The organism is Streptomyces sp. NPDC002004, from assembly GCF_053593975.1.
The window spans coordinates 150558-174017 of record NZ_JBSFDP010000015.1; the positions used below are offsets into that span (position 1 = coordinate 150558).

13 protein-coding genes are annotated in these 23460 nt (G+C 73.3%); 6 read left to right on the forward strand and 7 right to left on the reverse strand.

All coding sequences use genetic code 11. The features are described 5' to 3' along the window. Positions 1-98 precede the first annotated feature (98 nt). On the reverse strand, positions 99-1037 hold the full coding sequence (miaA, locus tag ACWCP6_RS22795; RefSeq protein ID WP_450934331.1) for a tRNA (adenosine(37)-N6)-dimethylallyltransferase MiaA: 939 nt from the start codon (positions 1035-1037) through the stop codon (positions 99-101). Between miaA and ACWCP6_RS22800 the strand changes: the two genes are divergently transcribed. The 3 genes from ACWCP6_RS22800 (at position 1006) to ACWCP6_RS22810 (ending at position 1779) form a co-directional block, all read left to right on the forward strand. Then, on the forward strand, positions 1006-1086 hold the full coding sequence (locus ACWCP6_RS22800; RefSeq protein WP_450934349.1) for a hypothetical protein: 81 nt from the start codon (positions 1006-1008) through the stop codon (positions 1084-1086). The genes miaA and ACWCP6_RS22800 overlap by 32 nt on opposite strands. 135 nt (positions 1087-1221) lie before the next feature. Further along, positions 1222-1464 (forward strand): hypothetical protein, encoded by a 243-nt coding sequence (locus tag ACWCP6_RS22805; RefSeq protein ID WP_450934332.1) that lies wholly within the window; start codon positions 1222-1224, stop codon positions 1462-1464. A gap of 24 nt (positions 1465-1488) precedes the next feature. Continuing rightward, entirely contained in the window at positions 1489-1779 is a 291-nt protein-coding gene (locus ACWCP6_RS22810) for an antitoxin (RefSeq protein WP_450934333.1), read from the forward strand. Positions 1780-1983: 204 nt separating this feature from the next. Here ACWCP6_RS22810 and ACWCP6_RS22815 read toward each other — a convergent pair whose 3' ends face one another. Together ACWCP6_RS22815 and miaB are read right to left on the reverse strand one after the other, a co-directional pair. After that, a complete protein-coding gene (locus ACWCP6_RS22815) occupies positions 1984-2697 on the reverse strand; it encodes a class III extradiol dioxygenase subunit B-like domain-containing protein (RefSeq protein WP_450934334.1) in 714 nt (237 codons plus the stop codon). 56 nt (positions 2698-2753) lie between these two features. Continuing rightward, on the reverse strand, positions 2754-4277 hold the full coding sequence (miaB, locus tag ACWCP6_RS22820) for a tRNA (N6-isopentenyl adenosine(37)-C2)-methylthiotransferase MiaB (protein WP_450934335.1): 1524 nt from the start codon (positions 4275-4277) through the stop codon (positions 2754-2756). A 347-nt stretch (positions 4278-4624) separates the two neighbouring features. Here miaB and ACWCP6_RS22825 point away from each other — a divergent pair, with 347 nt between their 5' ends. Together ACWCP6_RS22825 and ACWCP6_RS22830 are read left to right on the forward strand one after the other, a co-directional pair. Next, positions 4625-8914, forward strand: coding sequence for a molybdopterin-dependent oxidoreductase (locus ACWCP6_RS22825; protein ID WP_450934336.1), 4290 nt, complete (start codon positions 4625-4627; stop codon positions 8912-8914). A gap of 213 nt (positions 8915-9127) precedes the next feature. Further along, positions 9128-10345, forward strand: coding sequence for an alpha/beta hydrolase (locus tag ACWCP6_RS22830; RefSeq protein ID WP_450934337.1), 1218 nt, complete (start codon positions 9128-9130; stop codon positions 10343-10345). Here ACWCP6_RS22830 and ACWCP6_RS22835 read toward each other — a convergent pair. Beyond that, positions 10315-11499: an FAD-dependent oxidoreductase gene (locus ACWCP6_RS22835; protein ID WP_450934338.1), complete on the reverse strand. Its 1185-nt coding sequence runs from the start codon at positions 11497-11499 to the stop codon at positions 10315-10317. The genes ACWCP6_RS22830 and ACWCP6_RS22835 overlap by 31 nt on opposite strands. Positions 11500-11838: 339 nt before the next feature. Between ACWCP6_RS22835 and ACWCP6_RS22840 the strand changes: the two genes are divergently transcribed. Beyond that, positions 11839-12591 carry a thioesterase II family protein gene (locus ACWCP6_RS22840; RefSeq protein WP_450934339.1) on the forward strand — a complete coding sequence of 251 codons (753 nt, stop codon included), beginning with the start codon at positions 11839-11841 and terminating at the stop codon, positions 12589-12591. On the opposite strand, the gene ACWCP6_RS22845 is transcribed toward ACWCP6_RS22840, so the two are convergent. The 3 genes from ACWCP6_RS22845 to ACWCP6_RS22855 form a co-directional block, all read right to left on the reverse strand. Further along, the gene (locus ACWCP6_RS22845) at positions 12528-13286 is read right to left on the reverse strand and encodes an aspartate/glutamate racemase family protein (RefSeq protein WP_450934340.1); all 759 of its coding nucleotides are present in this window, start codon (positions 13284-13286) and stop codon (positions 12528-12530) included. The genes ACWCP6_RS22840 and ACWCP6_RS22845 overlap by 64 nt on opposite strands. After that, the gene (locus ACWCP6_RS22850; protein WP_450934341.1) at positions 13283-18907 is read right to left on the reverse strand and encodes an amino acid adenylation domain-containing protein; all 5625 of its coding nucleotides are present in this window, start codon (positions 18905-18907) and stop codon (positions 13283-13285) included. The genes ACWCP6_RS22845 and ACWCP6_RS22850 overlap by 4 nt, the downstream gene beginning before the upstream one ends. Continuing rightward, on the reverse strand, positions 18907-23460 hold a 4554-nt coding region (locus tag ACWCP6_RS22855; protein ID WP_450934342.1), incomplete at its 5' end, for an amino acid adenylation domain-containing protein. The genes ACWCP6_RS22850 and ACWCP6_RS22855, both read right to left, overlap by 1 nt.

The window sequence follows — 23460 nt, forward strand, 5'->3', positions numbered from 1 at the left end:
CCCTCCCACTCCGGACTCCACTGGTCGATCGATGGTTGATGATGGCACGGCGTCAGAGGCCGGGATGACGGCCGGAGCGTCCCGATGCCATCACGTGATCAGGCTGTGACCGGTCGTTCGACCAACGACAGTGCACTCCCGAGGAGTTCCCCGCGGTCGGCTGCCGCCCCGCTCAGCCAGTGCACACGCGGGTCGCGGCGGAACCACGTGTCCTGACGGCGGGCGAAGCGCTTGGTGGCCCGCACGGTCTCGGCGCGGGCCTCGTCCTCGGTGCACTCGCCGGCGAGCGCCGTGAGCACCTGCTGGTAGCCGAGGGCGCGTGACGCCGTACGCCCCTCGCGCAGGCCCTGCGCCTCGAGGGCACGCACCTCGTCGACGAGGCCGGCCTCCCACATGCGGTCGACGCGCACCGCGATGCGCTCGTCGAGCTCGGGGCGCGCCACGTCGACGCCGATCTGGACGGTGTCGTAGACCGAGTCGTGGCCGGGGAGGTTGGCGGTGAAGGGGCGGCCGGTGATCTCGATGACCTCCAGGGCGCGCACGATGCGGCGGCCGTTGCCGGGCAGGATCGCCGCGGCGGCCTTGGGGTCGGCGGCGGCGAGCCGTGCGTGCAGCGCGCCGGGGCCGCGCAGGGCCAGCTCCTCCTCCAGGCGTGCTCGCACGTCCGGGTCGGTGCCGGGGAACTCCAGGTTGTCGATGGCCCCGCGGACGTACAGCCCGGAGCCGCCGACGAGGACGGGGGTGCGGCCCTCGGCGAGCAGCCGGTCGATCTCCGCGCGGGCGAGCCGCTGGTACTCGGCGACGCTCGCCGCCTCGGTCACGTCCCAGATGTCGAGCAGGTGGTGGGGAATGCCTCCGCGCTCCTGCGGGGTCAGCTTGGCGGTGCCGATGTCCATCCCGCGGTAGAGCTGCATGGAGTCGGCGTTGACGACCTCGCCGCCGAGCTGCTGGGCGAGGAAGACACCAAGATCGGACTTTCCGGCCGCGGTCGGCCCGACGACGGCGATGACCCGCGGTGCGGGAGCTGTGCTACTCACCGCCCCAGTCTCGCAAACCTCACGGGTGGTTCCCGAACGAGTTACGTGACGGCGCCGTTCCGAGGTCGTTGCCAGTTGCGAGGTTCCGGCCGCCGGTCTTCGAGAACCGGTGACCCGGGTGGCGCAGAGGGGACGCACCGGGCGGCGCGGGATTTCGCTCACACGAGTACGCTATGGAGTAGTTATGGGCGTTTTTGCACGGTTCCTCCGCAGGTCCAAGGGGACGGAGGAGGCGTCAACCGCCGAGGCCGCGACTGCCGCCGAGACGGTCCACACGGAGGCCGAGGAGGCGAAGGAGACACCGGGAACCGACGCCGGGGACGCCGGGGCCAAGGCCGGCGCCACAGCCGAGGGCGTGGAGATTCCCAAACAGCAGCGCGTCGAGGAGGCTGCCGACAACGAGGCCGGCGAGGGCGCCCGTAAGTAGTACCGCGCGAAGGAAGGTGAACCCGTGGGCTTCAAGGACACGCTGAAGACCAAGCTCGCCCCCGCGAAGGACAAGGTCTCGGACCTCGCGCAGCAGCACGAGGAGAAGTTCGACCGCGGCCTGGACAAGGCCGCCAAGCTGGTCGACGAGAAGACCAAGGGCAAGTACAGCGACAAGATCCACTCGCACACCGACAAGGCGAAGGGCGCCTACGAGCGGTTGGCGCACAAGGAGGACATGCCGCACGAGCAGACGGAAGAGGGCGGTACGACGCCTCCGTCGGCCTCCCCGCCGCCGCCTCCGCCGGCCCCCTGAGCCGCCCACCCGGGGCACCGACCTCGTCACCGGCGGACGGCCGGAGCATTCGCTCTCCGGCCGTCCGCCGTGTGCGTTCCGGGTGGCACTCCGCCGTGAGCGTTCCGGCGGGTGATCGCATGGGTGATCACGGCACGCGGCCCGCCCCGTGTCCTCCGGGCGCGCACGGAGCCCGTCGGCCGCGGCGGACCGGTGCCGGCGCGGCTACGACCAGGCCGCGACCATGTACCCCACGCCGTACGGCGCGCCTTCGTACAGCAGGGCTCCCGTGAGTGCGGCGCCCTCCGCCGCTCCGGCCAGGACCTGCCAGGGGGCACGCCCCGCCGCCTTCAGCTCGGTGCCGAGCACGGCGTCGAGCGCCGTGAGCGCCGCCGTGTCCGCCGCGCCGAGCGCCCGCGCGGCCTCCGTGTCGAAGGCCGCTGCGCGCTCGTCCAGGTATCCCGGCGCCTTCAGGCCGCGGGAGGCACTGCCGTCGCCCATCACCAGCAGGGCCACGCGCTCCGACCGCCCGGCGATCTCCCGGCCGGCCCGGACGCACTGCTCGGTCGCGAGGTCCTGCGGCACGCCGAGGCCCTCCACGGGGCCGGCGGCCCAGTCGGTGCGCGCCAGCAGCCAGGCGGCGACGGCGAGCGAGGGCGGAAGCTCCCGCTGCGCCTCCCGGGGACCTTCACCGCCCAGGTGTACGGAGAGGTCCACACCGAAGCCGCGGAAAGATCCGGGCGTTCCCTCGGCGTACGCACCGGCGCCGCTCTCGTCCGTCGGACCGGCCACGACCAGCCGGTCGGGCCGCGCGGCGGCGAGCACGGCGAGGGTGTCCGAGCATGCGGTGCGCACTGCGGCGAGCTCCGGTGCCGCTCCGGTGGCGACCTCGGGTACGAGCAGCGGCGGACAGGGGCACACGGCGGCGGCAACAAGCATGATCGGCAGCGTAGCCGGGGTACCGGGCGGTGGGGATGCCGCCCGGCTCATGTGGCTCAGTCGCAGCCGCAGCCGCTGCCGGTGGCCACCGGCAGCGGCTCGGGGACGCCGATCTTCGGAAGACCGAGCATCACACCGGCCGGCTTCGCGGCCTCGGCGGCGTTCCGCTTCTCCCAGGCGTCCCCCGCGCGCGTGCGCCGTACGCCCAGGACCTCGCCCTCGGCGAGCAGGTGGTGCGGCGCGGCGTAGGTGATCTCGACGGTCACCACGTCGCCGGGGCGCACCTCCTCGCCTGGCTTGGTGAAGTGGACCAGGCGGTTGTCGGGGGCGCGTCCGGACAGCCGGTGCGTGGCGCCGTCCTTGCGGCCCTCGCCCTCGGCGACCATCAGGTCCAGCGTGCGGCCGACCTGCTTCTTGTTCTCCTCCCAGGAGATCTCCTCCTGAAGGGCGACCAGCCGCTCGTAGCGCGCCTGGACGACCTCCTTGGGGATCTGGTCCTCCATCTCGGCGGCCGGGGTGCCCGGACGCTTGGAGTACTGGAAGGTGAAGGCCTGCGCGAAGCGCGCCTCGCGGACCACGTGCAGGGTCTCCTCGAAGTCCTCCTCGGTCTCGCCGGGGAAGCCCACGATGATGTCGGTGGTGATCGCGGCGTGCGGGATCGCGGCGCGCACCTTCTCGATGATGCCGAGGTAGCGCTCCTGGCGGTACGAGCGGCGCATCGCCTTCAGGACGGTGTCCGAGCCGGACTGCAGCGGCATGTGCAGCTGCGGCATGACGTTGGGGGTCTCGGCCATGGCGGCGATGACGTCGTCCGTGAAGTCGCGCGGGTGGGGCGAGGTGAAGCGGACGCGCTCCAGGCCCTCGATCCGTCCGCAGGCGCGCAGCAGCTTGCTGAAGGCCTCGCGGTCGCCGATGTCACTGCCGTAGGCGTTCACGTTCTGCCCGAGCAGGGTGATCTCCGAGACGCCCTCGCCGACCAGTGCCTCGACCTCCGCGAGGATGTCGCCGGGGCGGCGGTCCTTCTCCTTGCCGCGCAGCGCGGGGACGATGCAGAAGGTGCACGTGTTGTTGCAGCCGACGGAGATGGAGACCCAGGCCGCGTAGGCGCTCTCGCGGCGCGTCGGCAGGGTCGACGGGAACGCCTCCAGGGACTCGGCGATCTCGACCTGCGCCTCCTCCTGCACGCGGGCGCGCTCCAGGAGCACCGGCAGCTTGCCGATGTTGTGCGTGCCGAAGACGACGTCGACCCAGGGCGCCCTCCTGACGATGGTGTCGCGGTCCTTCTGCGCCAGGCAGCCGCCGACGGCGATCTGCATGCCCGGCCGCCTGGCCTTCATCGGTGCGAGCCGGCCGAGGTTGCCGTAGAGCCGGTTGTCGGCGTTCTCGCGCACCGCGCAGGTGTTGAAGACGACGACGTCGGCATCGCCCTCGGCGGCGTCCTCGGACGCCCGCACATAGCCGGCGTCCTCGAGCAGTCCGGCAAGTCGCTCGGAGTCGTGGACGTTCATCTGGCACCCGTAGGTGCGGATCGCATAGGTCTTCATCACGTCCACGGCGTGGCTCCGGTCGCTGCTGCTCATCCCTCCAGGGTAAGGGGCGTCGGAAGGCCCGGGCCCCGTCCCCCGGAGACCGCCGCCGAGGGGCTCCCGCCCCGTGCGGACCGTGTCCGCCGCACCCTGCGCACGGGGCCCGGCGGGGTGGTCGTCCGTCTCCGGCGGCGACCGCGGCGGTGCATCGGCCGGTCCGCCCCTCGGGCCCGCTCGCCTCACACGGCGCGGTGCCGGCGTGTGCGTGGGGCGTAACCCCTGCCGCTCCCGTCGTGTACGGGCCGGAAATTCGATCTTCCTACGGTGCTGGTCGTGGGCCGGCCCGCCACCGGCGGATCGGCCCGGTCCGGGAGGTACACGCACCGCGGGGTGGGGGTTCGGTGGCATCTGGCTCGGAGGACGGCGGGGTCCGCACGGTCTGCTCGTACTGCGGGGTCGGGTGCGGGATCGTGCTGGACGTGGCGCGGGATGCCGACGGGCGCCGCCGTGCGGCGAAGGTGTCCGGGGACAAGGCGCACCCCACGAACTCCGGCCGCCTGTGCACCAAGGGGGCCACGAGCGCGGACATGATGGCCGCGCCCGGGCGTGCGGAGAAGGCGCTGGTGCGTGCCGAGCGTGGCGCCCAGCCGGTCGGGACGGACACGGACGAGGCCATAGCGTCGGTCGCCCGCCGGCTGCGGGCGATCCTGGACGAGCACGGGCCGGACGCCCTGTCCTTCTACGTGTCCGGGCAGATGTCCCTGGAGGCGCAGTACCTGGCGAACAAGCTGGCCAAGGGCTTCGTCCGGACGAACCGGATCGAGTCGAACTCCCGGCTGTGCATGGCCTCCGCCGGATCCGGTTACAAGCTGTCGCTGGGCGCGGACGGGCCGCCCGGCTCCTACCAGGACTTCGACCGGGCGGACGTCTTCTTCGTCATCGGCGCCAACATGGCCGACTGCCACCCGATCCTCTTCCTGCGCATGATGGACCGGGTCAAGTCGGCCGGGGCCAGAGTGATCGTCGTCGACCCGCGCCGCAACGCCACCGCCGACAAGGCCGACCTCTTCCTGCAGATCAGGCCCGGCACCGACCTCGCGCTGCTCAACGGGCTGCTGCACCTGCTGGTCGCGAACGGTCACACCGACGAGGAGTTCATCGCCGAGTTCACCGAGGGCTGGCCGGAGATGCCCGCCTTCCTCGCGGACTACCCGCCCGACCGGGTCGCGGAGATCACCGGCCTCGCGGAGGGCGACATCCGCCGGGCCGCACAGTGGATCGGCGAGGCCGGCGAGTGGATGAGCTGCTGGACCATGGGGCTGAACCAGTCCACCCACGGCACCTGGAACACCAACGCCCTGATCAACCTGCACCTCGCCACCGGCGCCATCTGCCGCCCGGGGTCCGGACCCTTCTCGCTGACCGGCCAGCCCAACGCCATGGGCGGCCGCGAGATGGGCTACATGGGCCCCGGCCTGCCCGGCCAGCGCTCCGTACTGGTCGACACCGAGCGCGCCTTCATCGAGGACCTGTGGAACATCCCCCGGGGTTCACTGCGTACCGAGGTCGGACGCGGCACGGTCGAGATGTTCGAGCAGATGGCCGCCGGCGACATCAAGGCGTGCTGGATCATCTGCACCAACCCGGTCGCATCGGTCGCCAACCGCCGGACCGTCATCGCCGGTCTGGAGGCCGCCGAACTCGTCATCACGCAGGACGTCTTCGCCGAGACCGAGACCAACGCGTACGCCGATGTCGTCCTGCCCGCGACGCTGTGGGCCGAGTCGGACGGCATCATGATCAACTCCGAGCGAAACCTCACCCTCGTGCAAGGGGTCGTCGACCCGCCGGGACAGGCGCTGCCCGACTGGCAGCTGATCGCCCGGGTGGCCTGCGCGATGGGCTTCGCCGAAGCATTCGACTACACCTCGTCCGAGGAGGTGTTCGAGGAGCTCAAGCGGGCGTGGAACCCGGGGACCGGCTGGGACCTGCGCGGCGTGACCTACGAACGGCTGCGCACCACGCCGGTCCAGTGGCCGGCACCGGCCGCCGACGGCCCGGACCGCAGCCCGGTCCGCTACCTCAACGACGGCGTCAGCCAGACGCTCCTGGAACGGGAGGACGGCAGTCGCCCCCGGCTGGCCTTCCCGACCGCGAGCGGACGGGCGCAGTTCTTCCCCCGCCCGCACCTGCCGCCGGCCGAACTCCCGGACGACGACTACCCGTTCGTCCTCAACACGGGCCGCCTCCAGCACCAGTGGCACACGATGACGAAGACCGGAAAGGTCGCCAAGCTCGCCAGGCTCGACCGCGGCCCCTTCGTGGAGGTCCACCCCGAGGACGCCGGCGCCCTCGGGATCGCGGAGGGCGACCACGTGGAGGTCGCCTCCCGCCGGGGGCGCGCCGTGCTGCCCGCGGTGGTCACCGACCGGGTCCGGAGGGGCACCTGTTTCGCCCCCTTCCACTGGAACGACCTGTTCGGCGAGTACCTCAGCATCAACGCCGTCACGAACGACGCCGTCGACCCGGTCTCCTTCCAGCCCGAGTTCAAGGCATGCGCCGTCACGCTCACCAGGACCGCCGCCCCCCTCGCGGCTGCCCGCCCGGACACCCGGCCCGAGGCCGCCCCGACGGCCACCGCGCGCCACGCGGCGCCCGTACTCCCCGCCCCGGCCGCGGCCCCGGCGGACTCCGCCGTCCCCGCACTCGCCACGCTGTTCGGCATCGCCGACCTCGCCCCCGTACCACTGGCCGAGCCGGAGCGCCGCTATCTCTCCGGGTATCTCGCGGGTCTCGCCCTGGCGCCGCCCGACGGAGACGTCCCGGTGCTGCCGCAGGACGCGCCCTTCGCCCCCGACTCCGCGCTGTGGGTCGACGGCGTCCTCGCCGGCATGTTCTCCCGCACCGCCGCGGCCGTCGGCCCCGCGGCCGCCCCGGCGCCCGCGCAGAGCGGCGGACCGGCGGGTGGCACGGCCGTACCGACCCGCCGTCTGCTCATCCTGTGGGCCTCGCAGACCGGCAACGCCGAGGAGTTCGCCGCCATGGCCGCCGCCCAGCTCACCGAGACGGGCCGCACCCCGGAACTGCTGCCCATGGCGGACGTCGCGCCGTCGCAGCTCACCACCGGCACCGACCTGCTGATCGTCACCAGTACCTTCGGCGACGGCGACGCCCCCGACAACGGCGCCGGCTTCTGGCAGGCGCTGTCCGCCCCGGACACCGGACGGCTGGAGGGAATCCGGTACGCCGTGCTCGCCTTCGGCGACTCCGCCTACGACGACTTCTGCGGTCACGGCCGCCGGCTCGACGAACGCTTCGACGCACTCGGGGCCACCCGGCTCGTCGCCCGCGCCGACTGCGAGCCCGACTTCGAGGGCGCCGCCGAGCAGTGGCTCGGCGAGGTCGTCACCGCCCTGGCCGCAGCCGAGGACGGGCGCCCCGTGACCGCGGAGGGAGACGGGTCGAACGCCCCCGGGCCCGGCGACACCGCAGCCGCCGCGACCGCACCGGCCGTCGCCTCCCCGCCGGCCGCACCCGCACATGCACCCGCACCCGCACCCGCACCCGCCGGATTCACCAGGGCATCGCCGTTCGCCACCCTGCTCGTCGGCAACAGGCTGCTGAGCCTGCCGGGTTCCCAGAAGGAGGTACGGCAGTTCGCCTTCGACACCCGCGAGGGCGCACTCGCCCACGACGCCGGTGACGCCCTCGGCGTATGGCCGGCCAACGGCGGCGGTCTCGTCGCCGAATGGCTCGCCCTCACCGGGCTGGACCCCGACGAACCCGTCGACCTCGGCGACGACGCCCGTATCCCCCTCGAAGAAGCACTGCGCACCCGCCTGGACATCGCCCGCATCTCCACCGATCTGCTCAGGTTCGTGGCGGACCGCACCGGCGGCCAGGAGCTGAAGCGCCTGCTGCGGCCCGGCAACAAGGACGCACTGGCGAAGTGGAGTTGGGGCCGCCAGGCCGCCGACGTGGTCGCCGCGTACCCCGTCCGCGCGTCCGCGGCGGAGTGGACCGCCGTGCTCAGGCGCCTCCAGCCCCGTCTGTACTCCATCTCCTCCAGCCCGCTCGCGCACCCCGGCGAGGTCCGTCTCACCGTCTCCGTCGTCCGCTACACCAACGACCTCGGCCGGCACCGCAAGGGTGTGTGCTCGACCTACCTCGCCGACTGTGCGGACGACGGCCCGGTACAGGTCTTCGTACAGCGCTCACCGCACTTCCGCCCGCCCGCCGACCCCGCAACGCCCATGATCATGGTCGGGCCCGGAACCGGCGTGGCACCCTTCGTCGGCTTCCTGGAGGACCGCCGGGCCCGCGGCCACACCGGCCCCAACTGGCTCTTCTTCGGCGAACAGCGGCAGGCCACCGACTTCTACTACCGCGAGGAACTGGAGGCGTTCCGGGCATCCGGCCATCTCGACCGGCTCGACCTCGCCTTCTCCCGCGACCAGCGCAACAAGGTCTACGTCCAGGACCGGATGCGCGAGAACGGCGCCCGCCTGTGGCAGTGGCTCCAGGACGGCGCCCACTTCTACGTCTGCGGCGACGCGGGACGCATGGCCAAGGACGTCGACCAGGCGCTCAGGGAGCTCATCGCCACCCACGGCGGTATGGACGGTGACGAAGCCACCGCCTTCGTCCGGCGCCTGGCCGCGGAGAAGCGCTACGTCCGCGACGTCTACTGACGCCGCCTCCCACCGCACGGAGACCGGTGCCCAGCCCCGTACGGGCCGGGCCGGCTCCGCACCGCGCCGCCCGGAGGCTCGCGGGTGGCACCCGGGTGGGTCAGCCGAACGCCGCAGCTCGTGACGCGCACGGCCGGGGCTCGTTGAGGTGTCGGCGGGCGCCCCGGTCCGGGCCGCCGCCGTGACCTGGGCGTATGCACGGCAGGAGGTTCCATGCAGACTCGTCGCTCCGTACTGCTGGCGGCGGCCACGGGCTTCGTACCGGGCGGCGCCGGGCCGCTGCGTCTGGTGCTGCCGGAGCCCGGCGGACCGTTCGCCGTCGGGACCGTCTCACTGCGGCTGGTCGACACCGCACGTCCCGACCCGTGGGTGGCCGCGCGGCCGAGCCGGGAGCTGATGGTGAGCCTGCGCTACCCGGCCCGCGCCGTGGATGCCTTCCCGACGGCCGCGCAGATACTGCCCGGTGAGGCCGCGGGGTTCGCGGCGCTGAACAACTTCAGCGGGGTGCCCGGCGGCAGGGTCGACTGGTCCGCCACCCGCACCCATGCGCACCAGGGCGCCCCCGTGGACGAGCGGCACGGACCGTACCCGGTCGTCTGCTACTCGCCCGGGGTGCTCGACCCGCGCTCGCTGGGCAGCACGCTCTGCGACGACCTCGCCTCCCGTGGGTACGTCGTGGTGACCATCGACCACACGTATGACGCGTCCGCCGTGCAGTTCCCCGGCGGACGCGTCGAACGCAGCGTGCTGCCCGCGCGGTTCGCCCAGGTCGCACAGGGCCGCGGTGATGCCACGGCGCTGCTGCGCAAGGCCCTGTCCGTGCGGGTGGCCGACGCCCGCTTCGTGCTGGACCAGCTGCCGGGCGCGGCCCAGCGCCGGCTGCTCGGGTGCCTGGACCTGCGCCGGATCGGCATGTTCGGGCACTCGGCCGGCGGCTTCACCGCGGTGCAGACGATGCACGACGACCCGAGGATCGCGGCGGCGGCCGACCTCGACGGTGTCCTCGCCCATGTGCAGGACGACCACGACCCCGGGCATCTGTCCTCGGCGGCTGCCGACGGTCTGGCGCGGCCCTTCCTGCTGATCGGCAAGGAGGGCAACGACCACCGGACGGTGCCCTCCTGGGGTGCGCTGTGGCGGCACAGCACCGGGCGGCGCGAGGAGCTGACCTTGCGCGGCGCGTCGCACGCGACGTACACGGACGCCGTGGCACTGCTCCCCCAGATCGCCCGCCGTCTCGGTCTGCCGCGCAGCACCGTGGTCGAGAACATCGGCACCGTCCCGCCGAGCACCGCGATCCGCACCACCCGCTCCCGCCTGGCGTCGTTCTTCGGCCGCGAGCTGCGGGATGCTCCGGCGGGGCGGGCGGTGCGGTGGGAGGTACGCGGAGCCGGGGCGTCTCACATGCGGGCCGACACCTCGGGCGTGTAGAGCTCCTCGACGCTCAGCGCGCCGGCCAGCGTCGCGAAGTAGCGGTCCATGAGCTGCTGGTCGCCCGCGATGACGCGCAGCATGGACAGCCGGTGCTCGGGCACCTGGAGCTCGGCCACCGACAGCGTGGAGTAGTAGGCGTCGAGCAGCATCTCGTCGCGCTGCACGGCGTACTCCTCCAGGGCGTCCAGCAGCTTCTCCGGGTCGGCCAGGTCGCCGCCGACGCAGTCCGCCAGGAGCTGCGCCTGGCGGAAGGCGTCGGTGATGCCGCGGGCGGTGATGGAGTCCTTGTGGTGGCCCGCGTCGCCCACCAGGGCCCAGCCGAGCCCGGCCGCCTCACGGAAGTAGTTCCGCTGGTCGCCGGTGCCGTGCAGGCGTTCCAGCGGGGACTTGGACGCGATCTTGTGGTGCAGCTCGGGGGCGGTGGTGCGAATCGCCTCCAGGTAGGAGCCCATCGCGTCCTTGCGGACCTGGTCGAATGCGTTCTGCGGGAAGTAGGCCGCGATGAGGGTGGCGTTGTCGTTGGTCGGGACGGTGCCGACCCAGCGGCCCGGCGCCTCGTACAGCTCGAAGCGGTCGGTGACGCCTTCCCAGTACGTGTAGTAGGCACAGGTGGCCGCGGGGTGTTCGACGGTGATGCGGGAGTCGACCAGGCCGGCGACACGGGAGCGCATGCCGTCGGCGCCGACCACCAGGCGCGCATGCTCCTCGGTCTCCCGGCCGTCCGCGGTGCGGCAGCGGACGCCGTTCGCCTGGCCCTCGTCGTCGCAGAGCACGTCGGTGACGGTGCAGCCCTGACGGAACTCCGCTCCCGCGGCGACGGCGGCGTCCGCGAGGATCTCGTCCAGGAGATGGCGCCGGGGCGCGTACGCCGGCCGGTGGCCGTCGACCGGCAGCGAGCACCCCTCGATGCGGATGTCGGCGCACTGGTAGACGGCGCGGTCCAGCGGCGGGCAGCCGGTGGCGATCACCTTGTCGAGCACGCCCCAGCGGCGCAGCAGGGCCACGCCCGGCTGGTGGATGTAGAGCGTGCTGAGGGTGTCCCGGGGGAACTCCGCGCGGTCCACCATCAGCACCCGGTACCCGGCACGGGCGAAGAGCATGGCTGTCGAGGCCCCGGCGCAGCGCGCCCCGACCACGATGACGTCGTACACAGTGGACTCCCTGACCTGCGCTGATCCGCTTCACGTCACGTATCGGTCAGGCACGCTAGGCGGGGTGGTCATTGCGCCGTCATCGGCTTCTTATCGCCGGCCGGTCGCCGGGTGTCGTCCACGGCCCGTCGTCCGGTGTCGTCCACCGCCCGCTGCCGGGTGTCGCCCGCGACCGTTCCCGATGCCCTGCGCCGGCGGTCCCCCATGTCGTCCGCCGGTGCGGCCCGGAGGTCGCGCCGGCCGGTTCCCGACAGGGGCGTGCGGGGCAGTGATAGGACACCGATAGGGCCGCTCGCTACGGTGCGCTACTTCCTTGTGCCGTCTCCCCGAAGGACGACCATGACTGCCTTCCTGGACCCGGAGTGGTTCCGCCGCCCCCGCGCCGTGGCGGACCCGCGGATGCGCCTGATCTGCTTCCCGCACGGCGGCGGCGCCGCCAGTTTCTTCCGCGGGTGGCCGCAGTGGCTGCCCGCGGACGTCGAACTCGTCGCGGTCTGCTACCCCGGCCGGGAGGACCGGATCACGGTGCCGTGCACCGAACGGATGGACGACCTCGCCGACGGCATCACCGATGCGCTGCTGGGCGCCCTGGACCGGCCGTTCGCCTTCTTCGGGCACAGCATGGGCGCATCGGTGGCCCACGAGGTGGCGATGCGGCTGGAGGAGCGGCACGGCAAGTCCGTCACGAGGCTGGTGGTGTCCAGCCGTGGTGCGCCCGCACGGCTGCGGCCCTCGGGGATCTCCCGGGAGAGCGACGAGGTGCTGGTGCGGGACGTGATGGAGCTCGGCGGGACGCTGTCCGCCGCCCTGGACCATCCGGAGCTGCGGGAGTTGCTGCTGCCCATGATCCGCAGCGACTACCGGCTGATCGACGACTACCGGCCCGCCGACCCCGTGCCCCGTATCAAGGCCCCGGTGACCGCTCTGCTCGGCGACCGCGACCCGCATGTCGACGAGGACGACATGCGGGCCTGGTCGGCGGTGACGGACGGGCCCTTCGAGCTGAAGGTCCTGTCGGGCGACCACTTCTACCTGATGGAGCACGCCTCCTCCGTGGTCAGCGAGCTCGGCAGGCTGCTCGGCACGACCTGACGGCCGACCGCCCCGGCCGCGAGCCGGCCCGCGAGCGTACGCAGGGCGTCGACCGTCCGGTCGGCCCCGTACCGCGCCGTCAGCTCCGCCGAGACCAGGTGGAACTCGGTGCAGCCGAGCACGACGCCCGCACAGTCGTAGCGCTCGCGGAGGCGCTCCACCTCGCCGAGCGCCTCGCGGGGCAGCGGCCCCTCGGTCTTCATCCGGTAGATCAGCCGGTGCACGCGCGCCTGGTCGGCCTCGTCGGGCCACACCACCCGGCGGGCCACACCCTCCCAGCCGGGCTGCGACTCGAAGATCCGGGTCCGCCGGCTGCCCTCGGTGGCGAGCATCAGGAACCGGCCTCGGGTGCGGGCGAGTTCCTCCGTGGTCGTCTCCAGCAGGGACATCACGCGCTCGCGCAGCGCCGGATCGAGGTACCGGAGGAAGTGGTGGGCCGTGAAGCACACCACGACCACCTGGTCGGCGCCCCGCTCCACCAACTGCCCTATGCGGTCCGCGAGCCGGCCCGTCATCTCCCGCACCTCGCCCCGCATGATCGCCTCGGTGCGGTCGGGAAAGGCCGGGTCGGAGTCGAGGAGCACACGGGGGCGGGACTGCTCGGGCCCCGGCCACCGCCCCCCGTACACCGTCCGCAGGAACTCGGCGGAGGCCAGCGGCCCCATGCCGCCGAGCACTCCGAGCACTCCCGTCACCGGACGATCCGCGGCGCGAGTCCCGCGCAGATCTCGGCGACCGGTCCCGGATCGAGCATCCGGGAGTGCTCGCAGTCCACTTCCCGGATCTCCAGTTCGCCGTCGAGGAACTCCTTCCACATCTGCGGCTCCGTCCACTCCTGCTGCTTCCGGGTCGCCACCACCAGGAGCATCGGGCCGCGGAAGCGGCCCGGTCCGCGCTCGTTGGTGAGGGTCACGTTGTTCACCATGACGTCCAGCGCCACCGCCCGCTGCGCGGTGTCGAGATGGCGCAGTTCGCTCTCGCCGCGGCCGAGCCAGTCGGTGATCCGGGCCCGCATCAGCTCGGTGGACGGCGGCTCCTGCGGAGCGCCTTCGGGCAGCCCGTGGATGGCGGCGTAGCCCTCGTACATCTCGGTGAGGATCTCCTCGGGCCCGCCCGTGCCGGGCCCGTCGGGCAGGGCCGGATAGGCGTCGAGGACGGCCAGCAGCGCGACCTCCTGGCCCTGCGCCTGGAGCTCGGTCGCCACCGCGTGGGCCATGATCCCGCCCAGCGACCAGCCGAGCAGGTGGTAGGGCCCCTCGGGCTGTACGGCGCGGATCTCCCGGACGTAGTCCGCGGTCATCGCGTCCAGCGACTCCGCCAGCGGCTCCACTCCGTCCAGGCCCCTCGACTGCAGGGCGTAGACGGGGTGTTCGGGACCCAGGGGGCCGAGCAGGGCGGCGTACCGCCAGCTGTATCCGGCGACCGGATGCACGCAGAACAGCGGCGGTGCGCTGCCCGTGCTGCGCAGCGGCAGCATCACGTCGAACCCGCCGTCCCCGCCGTCGGCGAGCTGGGCCGCGAGCCGCGCCGGGGTCGGTGCGGCGAAGACGTCGCGCAGCGCCGGGGAGCCGCCCAGCGTCTCCTTCACCCGGCGGACGAGGCGGGTGGCGAGGAGCGAATGGCCGCCCAGTTCGAAGAAGTTGTCGTCGACGCCGACCTCTTCGGCGCCGAGGACCTCGGCGAACAGACCGCACAGCAGCTCCTCCTGGGGGGAGCGCGGCGGCCGGGTGGCCTGCCCCCGGACCGGGGCGGGCGCGGGCAGGGCGCGGCGGTCCAGCTTGCCGTTGGGCGTCAGCGGCCAGGTGTCGACGACGACGTAGGCGGAGGGCGCCATGTACGACGGCAGCAGCAGGCCGACCTCGTCGCGCAGCGCGGCGACGCTCAGCGCGGGGGCTCCCGGCTCCTGTTGCACGTAGGCGACCAGGCGCCGGTCGCCCGGCCGGTCCTCGCGGACCGTCACCACGGCGCGGGCCACCCCGGCGCAGCTGCCCACGGCGGCCTGGACCTCGCCCGGTTCGATACGGAAGCCACGCACCTTGACCTGGCTGTCGGCGCGCCCGCGGAAGTGCAGCTGCCCGTCCGCGTCCCAGTGGGCGAGGTCGCCGGTGCGGTACATCCGGGTGCCGGGGGTGCCGAAGGGGTCGGCGACGAAGCGCTCGGCGGTCGTGTCCGGCCTGCCCAGATAGCCGCGGGCCACGCCGGAACCGGCGACGTACAGCTCGCCCACCACACCGGCGGGCACGGGCTCCAGGTTCCGGTCGAGGACGTACACCCGCGCCCCGTCGATGGGACGCCCGATGACCGCCGTGCGCCCCGCGGCCTGCGGATCGCGCACCGCGAAGCTGACGTCGCAGGTGGCCTCGGTGGGGCCGTAGGCGTTGATGAGGAGGCGGTCGCGGCCCCAGAACTCGGCGAGTTCCGCGGGGAGTTCCTCGGCGCCGTTGATCATCACGCGCAGTTCGGGCAGTGCGGCGCGGGGCACTTCCGCCAGGACGGACGGCGGGATCATCAGATGCGTGATCCGCCGCCGGCGCAGGACCTCGACGAGTTCCGCCCCGGTGGGGACGGACTCCGGGACGACGAGGCAGCCGCCGCACAGCAGCGACCAGGACAGCTCCGCCACCGACACGTCGAAGCTGGGCGAGGCGAGCTGGAGCGCGCGGCTGCCCTCCCCGGTCGCGTAGTGCGCGGCCTGGTTGGCGGCGAAGGCCGCGAGACCGGTGTGAGGGACCACGACTCCCTTGGGGCGTCCCGTCGATCCGGAGGTGAAGATCGTGTACGCGGGGTGCTCGGCGCGCAGCGGTGTGGTCCGCTCCGCGTCGGTGACGTCCCCGCCGGGCAGGCGGCCCCATGCGGCGGCGGTCGCGGGGTCGTCCATCAGGAGCACGGGGACGCCGTCGGGGCGCGGCAGCGCGTCCGCGAGCCCCGTGGTGCTCACCAGCAGGACGGGGCCGGCGTCCGCCACCATCGCGGACAGCCGCTCGGCCGGATAGTCGGGGTCCAGCGGCAGATACACCGCTCCCGCCTTCTGGACGGCGACGACCGCCTCGACCAGGTGCGCCCCGCGCGGCAGGGCGACGGCGACGGGGCGCTCGGGGCCGGCCCCGTGCGCGATGAACAGCCGGGCCACACGGTTGGCGCGCTCGTTGAGTTCGGTGTAGCTGAGGACCGTGGCGCCGGTGTCGAGGGCCGGGCTGTCGGGGGTCCGCAGCACCTGGCGTTCGAACAGCTCCGGGAAGGTGGCGGGCAGCGGACCCGGGCGCCGCCGGCCGCCGTCCTGGAGCAGGGCGCCGCGCTCGTCCGCGCCGAGCACGTCGAGCCGTCCGACGGCGGTCTTCGGCGCGGCGGCGGCGTGCGCGAGGAGCCGGGCGAGGCGTTCGGTGAGCTGCCGGGCGGTCGCCGGGTCGAAGAGGTCGGCGGCGTACTCGAGCTGTCCGCCGATGCCGGCCGGGCGGCCGTCGTGCGTGCGGGACTCGGTCAGGTTGAAGGCCAGGTCGACCTTGGCGGCGCCCTCGCTGTCCCCCTCGAAGGAGACCTGCAGACCCGGCAGTTCGAGCGCGGCGGCGCCCGTGTTCTGCAGGACGAGCGCGACCTGCGCGAGCGGCGCGTGCGCCAGGGTACGGGCGGGGTTGACCGCCTCCACCACGCGTTCGAAGGGCACGTCCTGATGGGCGTAGGCCGCGAGGTCGGTGCGGCGGACCCGTTCGAGGAGCTCCAGGAAGGTCGGGTCGCCGGAGAGGTCGGTACGCAGTACGAGGCTGTTGATGAAGTAGCCGACGAGCCCTTCCAGGGCCTCGTCGGTGCGGCCGGCGGCGACCGTGCTGACCGGGATGTCGGTGCCCGCGCCGAGCCGTGACAGCAGCACGCCGAGGCCGGCCTGGAGCACCATGAACAGCGTGGTTCCGGACTGCCGGGCCAGGTCGGCGAGCCGCTGGTGCGTTCCGGCGTCCAGTGTGAAGGGGGCCGTCGCTCCGCGGTGGGTGGCGACGGTGGGCCGCGGGTGGTCCAGCGGCAGGTCGAGGAGTTCCGGCGCGCCCTGGAGCTGTCGGCTCCAGTGGGCGATCTGCCGGGAGAGCACGCTCTCGGGGTCGGACTCGGAGCCCAGCAGCTCGCGTTGCCACAGGGCGTAGTCGGCGTACTGCACCGGCAGGGGTTCCCAGTGCGGTGCCTCCCCCCGGCGGCGCGCACCGTACGCCGTGGCGAGGTCCCGCACGAGCGGTGCGAGCGACGAGCCGTCGCCCGCGATGTGGTGCATGAGCAGCAGCAGGACGTGCTCGTGCTCCGAGATCCGCAGCAGCGTCATGCGCAGCGGAGTCTCCCTGGCGAGGTCGAAGCAGTACCCGGTCCGTTCGGCGAGCGCCGCCGCGAGCTCGGCCTCGCCGTCGACGGGGACGAACTCCGTGGGGACGGACGCCGCGTCGGCGGGAAGTACCACCTGGCAGGGCTCGCCGTCCCGGTCGGCGAAGCGGGTGCGCAGTGCCTCGTGCCGGTCCACCACGTCCGCCACCGCCGCGGTCAGCGCCTCGCGGTCGAGCTCACCGCGCAGCCGGAGCGGCAGCGGGATGTTGTACGTGGGGCTCGGGCCCTCCAGCTGGAAGGCGAACCAGAGGCTGCGCTGCGCGTACGACATGGGCAGCCGCTCGGGGCGGGCCGCCGGGGCCAGGGCGGGGCGGCTGGTGTCCGCGCCGGCGATCCGGGCGGCGAGACCGGCGATGGTCGGTGTCTCGAAGACGGTCCGTACGGGGAGTTCCGCGCCGAAGACGGTGCGGATGCGGGCGAGCAGCCGGACGGCGGTGAGCGACTGGCCGCCGAGGGCGAAGAAGCTCTCGTCGTTCCCCGGGCAGGGGCGGCCGAGGACGCTCTCGAAGATCCCGCGGAGCACGTCCTCGGTGACCGCGGTGGCGCCGGTGGCGGCGGTGGTGCGCTGCGGGGTTCCGGTGGTCGCGGGAGCCTCGGCCGTCATGCGCCGGAAGCCCTCGGGGAGCGGGCAGTCGAGGTCGGCGACGTGCCGCTCGGGTGCGCCGACGATGGCGCCGAGCACGGCCGTGAGGGCGCCGAGCACGGCCTCGGCCTCGTCCTTCTCGACGAGGTCCGGACGGTGTTCGAGCTCGACCTCCAGCCGCTCACCGGTGAGTCCGGCGACGAGGCGCAGCGGGTAGTGCGCGGAGTCGTGGCCTCCCGCGACCTCGACGCGTACGCCCGCGTAGGAGGGCCGGGTGCCGTCGTCACCGGGGTAGTTCTCGAAGACGAGGAAGGTGTCGAACAGGTCCCCGTCGCCGGCGATCCGCTGGAGCCGGGCGAGGCCGAGGTGGTGGGCGAGGCCCGCGTGCTGTTCCTGCTGGAGCCGTTCGAGGGTGGCGAGGACGGGGGCGGACGGGTCGAGGCGGACGCGGACGGGGACGGTGTTGATGAACATCCCGATCATCGACTCGATGCCCTCGATCTCCGGCGGCCGGCCGGAGACCAGGGTGCCGAAGACGACGTCGTCGCGGCCGGTGAGCCGGCCGAGCACGACCGCCCAGGCGCCCTGGACCACGGTGTTCACGGTCAGGCCCCGCGCGCGGGCGAACCGTTCCAGCTCTCCGCCGAAGTTCTCGGGGAAGACGGCCCGCACCCGCTCCGGCGGGACCGTGGCCCGGCCCGGGTCGGCGGGTGCGATCAGCGAAGGACCGGGCAGCCCGTCGAGCGCCCGCCGCCAGCCGTCCTCGGCGGCGTCGTCGTCCTGGGCCGCCAGCCAGTCGAAGTAGGTGCGGTACGGCACGGCCGGGGGGAGCGCCACGTCGTCGCCACCGTGTTCGTACAGCGTGAACAGCTCGCGTACGAGGAGCGAGTTGGACCAGCCGTCCAGGAGCAGATGGTGGCTGGAGACGACCAGCCGGTGCCGGTCGGGCGCGGTCCGCAGCAGCGTGAACCGCATCAGCGGCGGCGTCTCCAGCGGGAAGCGGCGGACACGGTCGGCGGCGAGGAACTCCGCCAGCAGCCGCTCGGTGTCACCACCCCCGGCTCCGAGGTCGCGTTCCTCCCAGTGCAGCGGCACGGCACGGTGGATCACCTGGATCGGCTGGCCGTCGGGCCGCTGGCGGAAGCCGGCCCGCAGGTTGGGGTGGCGCCGCAGCAGGGCCGCCGCCGACGCCTTGAGGTGGTCCGCGCGCAGCGGGCCGGTCAGGTCGAGGACCATCTGCACGCCGTAGACATCGACGTCGGTGCCGTCGGCGTCGTCGTGGCCGTCGGACCGGTCGTACCAGGAGTGGAAGAACATGCCTTCCTGGAGGGGCGTCAGTGCGAGGACGTCTTCCAGTACGGACTGCTTTTTCATCAGAGCATCCCCAGTTCTGCTTCCAGTGCGTCGATCTCGTCCTGGGAGAGGCCGAGGGAGAGATCGGAGGGCGTGTGCAGCCCGGTGTCGAGGCCCGCGGTGTGCAGGACGAGGGCGTCCAGCGCCTCGAACCACAGCTCGCCCAGCTCGCGCACGTCCGGTTCGTCGAGGAGTCCGGACGGCCAGGACCAGGTGGCGCGCAGCCGGGGGCCGCCGGGCAGGTCTTCGGTGATCGCGTTGACTTCGAGTGCGTGCGGGACGGCCGCGTCGGCGTCGCGCGGGGCGGGGGACGGCAGCGCGTTCACCATGGTCCACAGGCCGTCGTCGGCTCCGCCCGCCACGGAGAACCGTCCCAGGTAGTTGAAGCCGATCTGCGGTGTGGCGAGGTGGGCGAGCCGGGGCGCGGTGCGCGGGTTGAGGTGGCGGAGCATGCCGTAGCCGACGCCGTTGCCGGGCAGGGCGCGCAGCTGTTCCTTGACCGCCTTGAGGCACGCCCCGACACCGGGCCCGCCCGCCCTGAGCTCCGCCCAGCGCAGCGGGCCGGGGGTCAGCAGGACGGGGTGGATGCTGGTGAACCAGCCGACCGTGGCGGACACGTCCGCGCCCTCCACGACGTCCTCGCGGCCGTGGCCCTCCAGGTCGACGAGGACTCCCCTGGCCGCGAGCTGTCCGCGGCGGCGGCGCCATTCCCGGACGGCGAGGGCGAAGCCGGTGAGCAGGACGTCGTTGACGGAGGCGTGGAACGACGCGGGGACGGTCGTCAGAAGCGGTTCGAGGCGCCGCGGCGGCAGGGTGAGCGTCAGGTCGCGGACGGTGCGCGCCGTGTCGGCGCCCGGGTCCAACGGCCTGATACCGGGCAGCAGTTCGGCACTGCAAGGGTCGGACAGCGCGTCCGTCCACAGCGGGAGTCCGGCCTCCGTCTCCGGCTTCTGAGCCTGCGCGTGGAGCTCCCGGGCCCAGTGCCGGAACGAGGTGCGCACGTCGGAGAGGACCGGTGCACGGTCGTCCCGTGCCGCCTCCCAGGCGGCCTGCAGATCGGGCAGCAGGATGCGCCAGGAGACACCGTCGACGGCGAGATGGTGGATGAGGACGTGCAGCAGTCCGGGGGTGTCCTCCCCTGCGTCGTACCAGACGAGCTGGACCACGGTGCCGCCGGCCGGGTCGAGCCGGCGCCGTGCCCGCTCCCCGTGTTCGGTCAGGGCCGCGTCCCGCTCCTGCGCGGACAGTCCGGTGATGTCCACCCGGTGTACGACGGTGCCGGCGGGCAGAGCGCCCCTGGCGGCCGTCTCCGGCTGCCAGCCGCCGTCGTCGGTGCGGGTCATGCGCAGCCGCAGCACGTCGTGGTGGTCGATCCAGGTCTGTACGGCGCGGGTGAGCCGCTGGGCGCCGAGTGCCGCGGGGACGCGGACCGTCACGGACTGGTTGAAGCCCTCGACGGGGCCCTGCTGGGCGTACAGCCAGTGCATGACCGGTGTCATCGGGAAGGTGCCGGTGCCGTCGTCGGCGCCCCGGCTCCCGCCGTCCGGCGCCAGTTCGCCGGCTGCCGCGGCGAGCGCGGCGACCGTGCGGCACTGGAAGACCTGCTTGACGGTGAGGTCCAGGCCGGCGGCGCGGGCCCGGGAGACCAGGCGGATGGAGCTGATGCTGTCGCCGCCGAGCTCGAAGAAGCTGTCGTCGATGCCGGGCCGGGCGATCCCGAGGACGTCCGCGAAGAGGCCGCACAGGGTCTCCTCGCGCGGTGTGCGCGGGGCGCCCCCGGAGCGTGCCGAGGTGTACTGCGGCGCGGGCAGCGCCTTGTGGTCGAGCTTGCCGTTGGCCGTCAGCGGCAGTGCGTCGAGGGTGACGACGGCGGCCGGGACCATGTAGTCGGGCAGGGCGCCGGACAGATGGGTGCGCAGCTCGGCCGGGGCGGGCGGCGCGGGTCCCCCGGCCGCGGGCACGACGTAGGCGACCAGGCGCTTGTCGCCCGGAGTGTCCTCGCGGACGAGCACGCGGGCCTGGGCGACGGTGTCGTGGGTCTCCAGTACGGCCTCGATCTCGCCGAGTTCGATACGGAATCCGCGGACCTTCACCTGGTCGTCGCCGCGCCCCAGGTACTCGAGCCTGCCGCCACGGGTCCAGCGGGCGATGTCTCCGGTGCGGTACATGCGGGAGCCCGCCGGGCCGTAGGGGTCGGCGACGAAACGCTCCGCGCTCAGGGCGGGCCGGTTCAGATAGCCGCGGGCCTGGCCGGCGCCGGCCACGTACATCTCGCCGGGGACGCCGGGCGGCAGCAGTTCGAGCCGGTCGCCCAGGACGTACACGCGCAGGTCGGGGATGGGGCCGCCGATGAGGCTGCCGGTCTGGCCCGCCGCCTCCCGGGCGTCCAGCGCCAGATGGCTGACGTGCACGGTCGTCTCGGTGATGCCGTACATGTTGACCAGGACGGGAGCGGTGTCGTCGTGCCTGCGGTACCACGGGGCGAGCCGGCCGAGATCGAGGGCCTCGCCGCCGAACACGATCCGGCGCAGCGCCAACCGGTCCCCGACGTCGGGGTGTTCGGCGTCGGCCTGCATCAGCTGGTAGAAGGCCGAGGGCGTCTGGTTGAGGACCGTCACCTGCTCGTCGGCGAGCAGCCGCAGGAAGTCCTCGGGGGAACGGCTGACGGCGTGCGGGACGACGACGAGCCGTCCGCCGTGCAGCAGCGGCCCCCACAGTTCCCATACGGAGAAGTCGAAGGCGTAGGAGTGGAACAGCGTCCACACGTCGTCCGGACCGAAGCCGAACCAGGCGTCGGTGGCGCTGAACAGCCGCACGACGTTGGCGTGCGGGATGACGACGCCCTTGGGCCGGCCGGTCGACCCGGAGGTGTAGATGACGTACGCGGGGCTTGCGGGCGCCGGCCGTTGACCGCGGTCCGCGCCGGTGAGGGGCCCGGGGGCGTACTCGTCGAGGGCGCGCCGGGTCGCCGGGTCGTCGAGCAGGAGTGCCTGGGCCGTCGTGGGCGGCAGGCCGGCCGCGATCTCGGTGGTGCTGACGAGGAGGGAGGCCCGTGAGTCGTCGAGCATGTACGCGATCCGGTCGGCCGGATAGGCGGGGTCGACCGGCACGTACGCCGCGCCCGACTTGACCACGGCGAGGAGCGCCACGACCAGTTCCACGGTCCGCGGCAGTGCGAGTGCCACGAAGCGCTCGGGCCCCGCGCCGCGCTCGATCAGGAGACGGGCCACACGGTTGGCGCGTGCGTCGAGTTCCCGGTAGGTGAGCGACGTGCCCTCGCACACGACGGCCACGGCGTCGGGGGTGCGCGCCACCTGTGCGGCGAACAGCTCGGGCAGCGTGGCCTCGGGGGCCTGCACCACCGCGCCGTTCCACTCGACGAGGAGCTGCCTGCGCTCCTCCGGCGTCAGGACGGTGACCGCGCCCACGGTCCGGTCCGGGTCGGCCGCGGCGGCGTGCAGCATACGGGTCAGACGGCGGGCGATGGCCTCGGCCCCCGGGCGGCCGAAGAGGTCCTCGGCGTACTCCAGGGTTCCGGTCAGGCCCGCGGGCTCGCCGGTGGCGGTGAACTGTTCGCGCAGGCCGACGGAGAGGTCGGACTTGGCGGCCTCCAGCGCGGTCGGCTCGACGGTGACCCGGAGACCGGGCAGGGCGAGCGGGGCGTCCGCGTTGTTCTGGAGGTGCAGCATCACCTGGGCGAGCGGGGTGTGCGAGAGGACGCGCGGGACCCGGGCCGCCTCGACGACGCGTTCGAAGGGCACGTCCTGGTGGGCGTACGCGGCGAGGTCGGTCTCCCGTACGCGGGCGAGGAGTTCGCGGAAGGTCGGGTCGCCGGACACGTCCGTGCGCAGCACGAGCGTGTTGACGAAGAAGCCCACCAGATCGTCCAGCGCCTCGTCGGTGCGCCCCGCCACCGCCGTGCCCAGCGGGATGTCGCTGCCGGCGCCGAGCCGTGAGAGCAGCGCGGCGAGTGCGGCCTGCACCACCATGAAGAGCGTGGTGTCCGTCTCGCGCGCCAGGGCGGCGAGCTTGCGGTGCACGTCCGCGTCGACGGCGAGGGGGACGGTGCTGCCCCGGTGGGTGGCGACGGCGGGGCGGGGGTAGTCGAGGGGCAGTTCCAGCAGATGGGGTACGCCCTCCAACTCCTTCGCCCAGTGCGCGAGCTGTTCGGAGACCAGGCTGGCCGGGTCGTCCTCCTCGCCCAGCAGCTCGCGCTGCCACAGCGTGTAGTCCGCGTACTGGACCGCGAGGGGTTCCCAGTCCGGTCCGCGGCCCGCAGCGCGCGCCGCGTACGCAGCCGAGAGGTCACGCATCAACGGCGCCACCGACCAGCCGTCGCTCGCGATGTGGTGCATCAGGAACAGCAGTACGTGTTCCTGCTGTTCCGGGTCGGGGTCCGGCGCTCCGGGGCGGTCGATGCGGAACAGCGTGACGCGTAACGGGACTTCGGTGGTCAGGTCGAAGCACGCGGCAGCGCGCTCCGTCAGTGCTGCGCGCAGTTCCTCCTCGCCCGCCACGTCGATCCGCTCCACCACCGGCACCGCCTCACCCACCGGCAGCACCACCTGACACGG

Bases quoted from the DNA above. Each gene is read 5' to 3' on its own strand.
- ACWCP6_RS22840 (WP_450934339.1), top strand. From the start codon at position 11,839: ATGACTGCCTTCCTGGACCCGGAGTGGTTCCGCCGCCCCCGCGCCGTG.
- ACWCP6_RS22800 (WP_450934349.1), top strand. From the start codon at position 1,006: ATGACCCGCGGTGCGGGAGCTGTGCTACTCACCGCCCCAGTCTCGCAA.
- ACWCP6_RS22850 (WP_450934341.1), bottom strand. From the start codon at position 18,907: ATGAAAAAGCAGTCCGTACTGGAAGACGTCCTCGCACTGACGCCCCTC.
- ACWCP6_RS22815 (WP_450934334.1), bottom strand. From the start codon at position 2,697: ATGCTTGTTGCCGCCGCCGTGTGCCCCTGTCCGCCGCTGCTCGTACCC.
- ACWCP6_RS22830 (WP_450934337.1), top strand. From the start codon at position 9,128: ATGCAGACTCGTCGCTCCGTACTGCTGGCGGCGGCCACGGGCTTCGTA.
- ACWCP6_RS22805 (WP_450934332.1), top strand. From the start codon at position 1,222: ATGGGCGTTTTTGCACGGTTCCTCCGCAGGTCCAAGGGGACGGAGGAG.
- miaB (WP_450934335.1), bottom strand. From the start codon at position 4,277: ATGAGCAGCAGCGACCGGAGCCACGCCGTGGACGTGATGAAGACCTAT.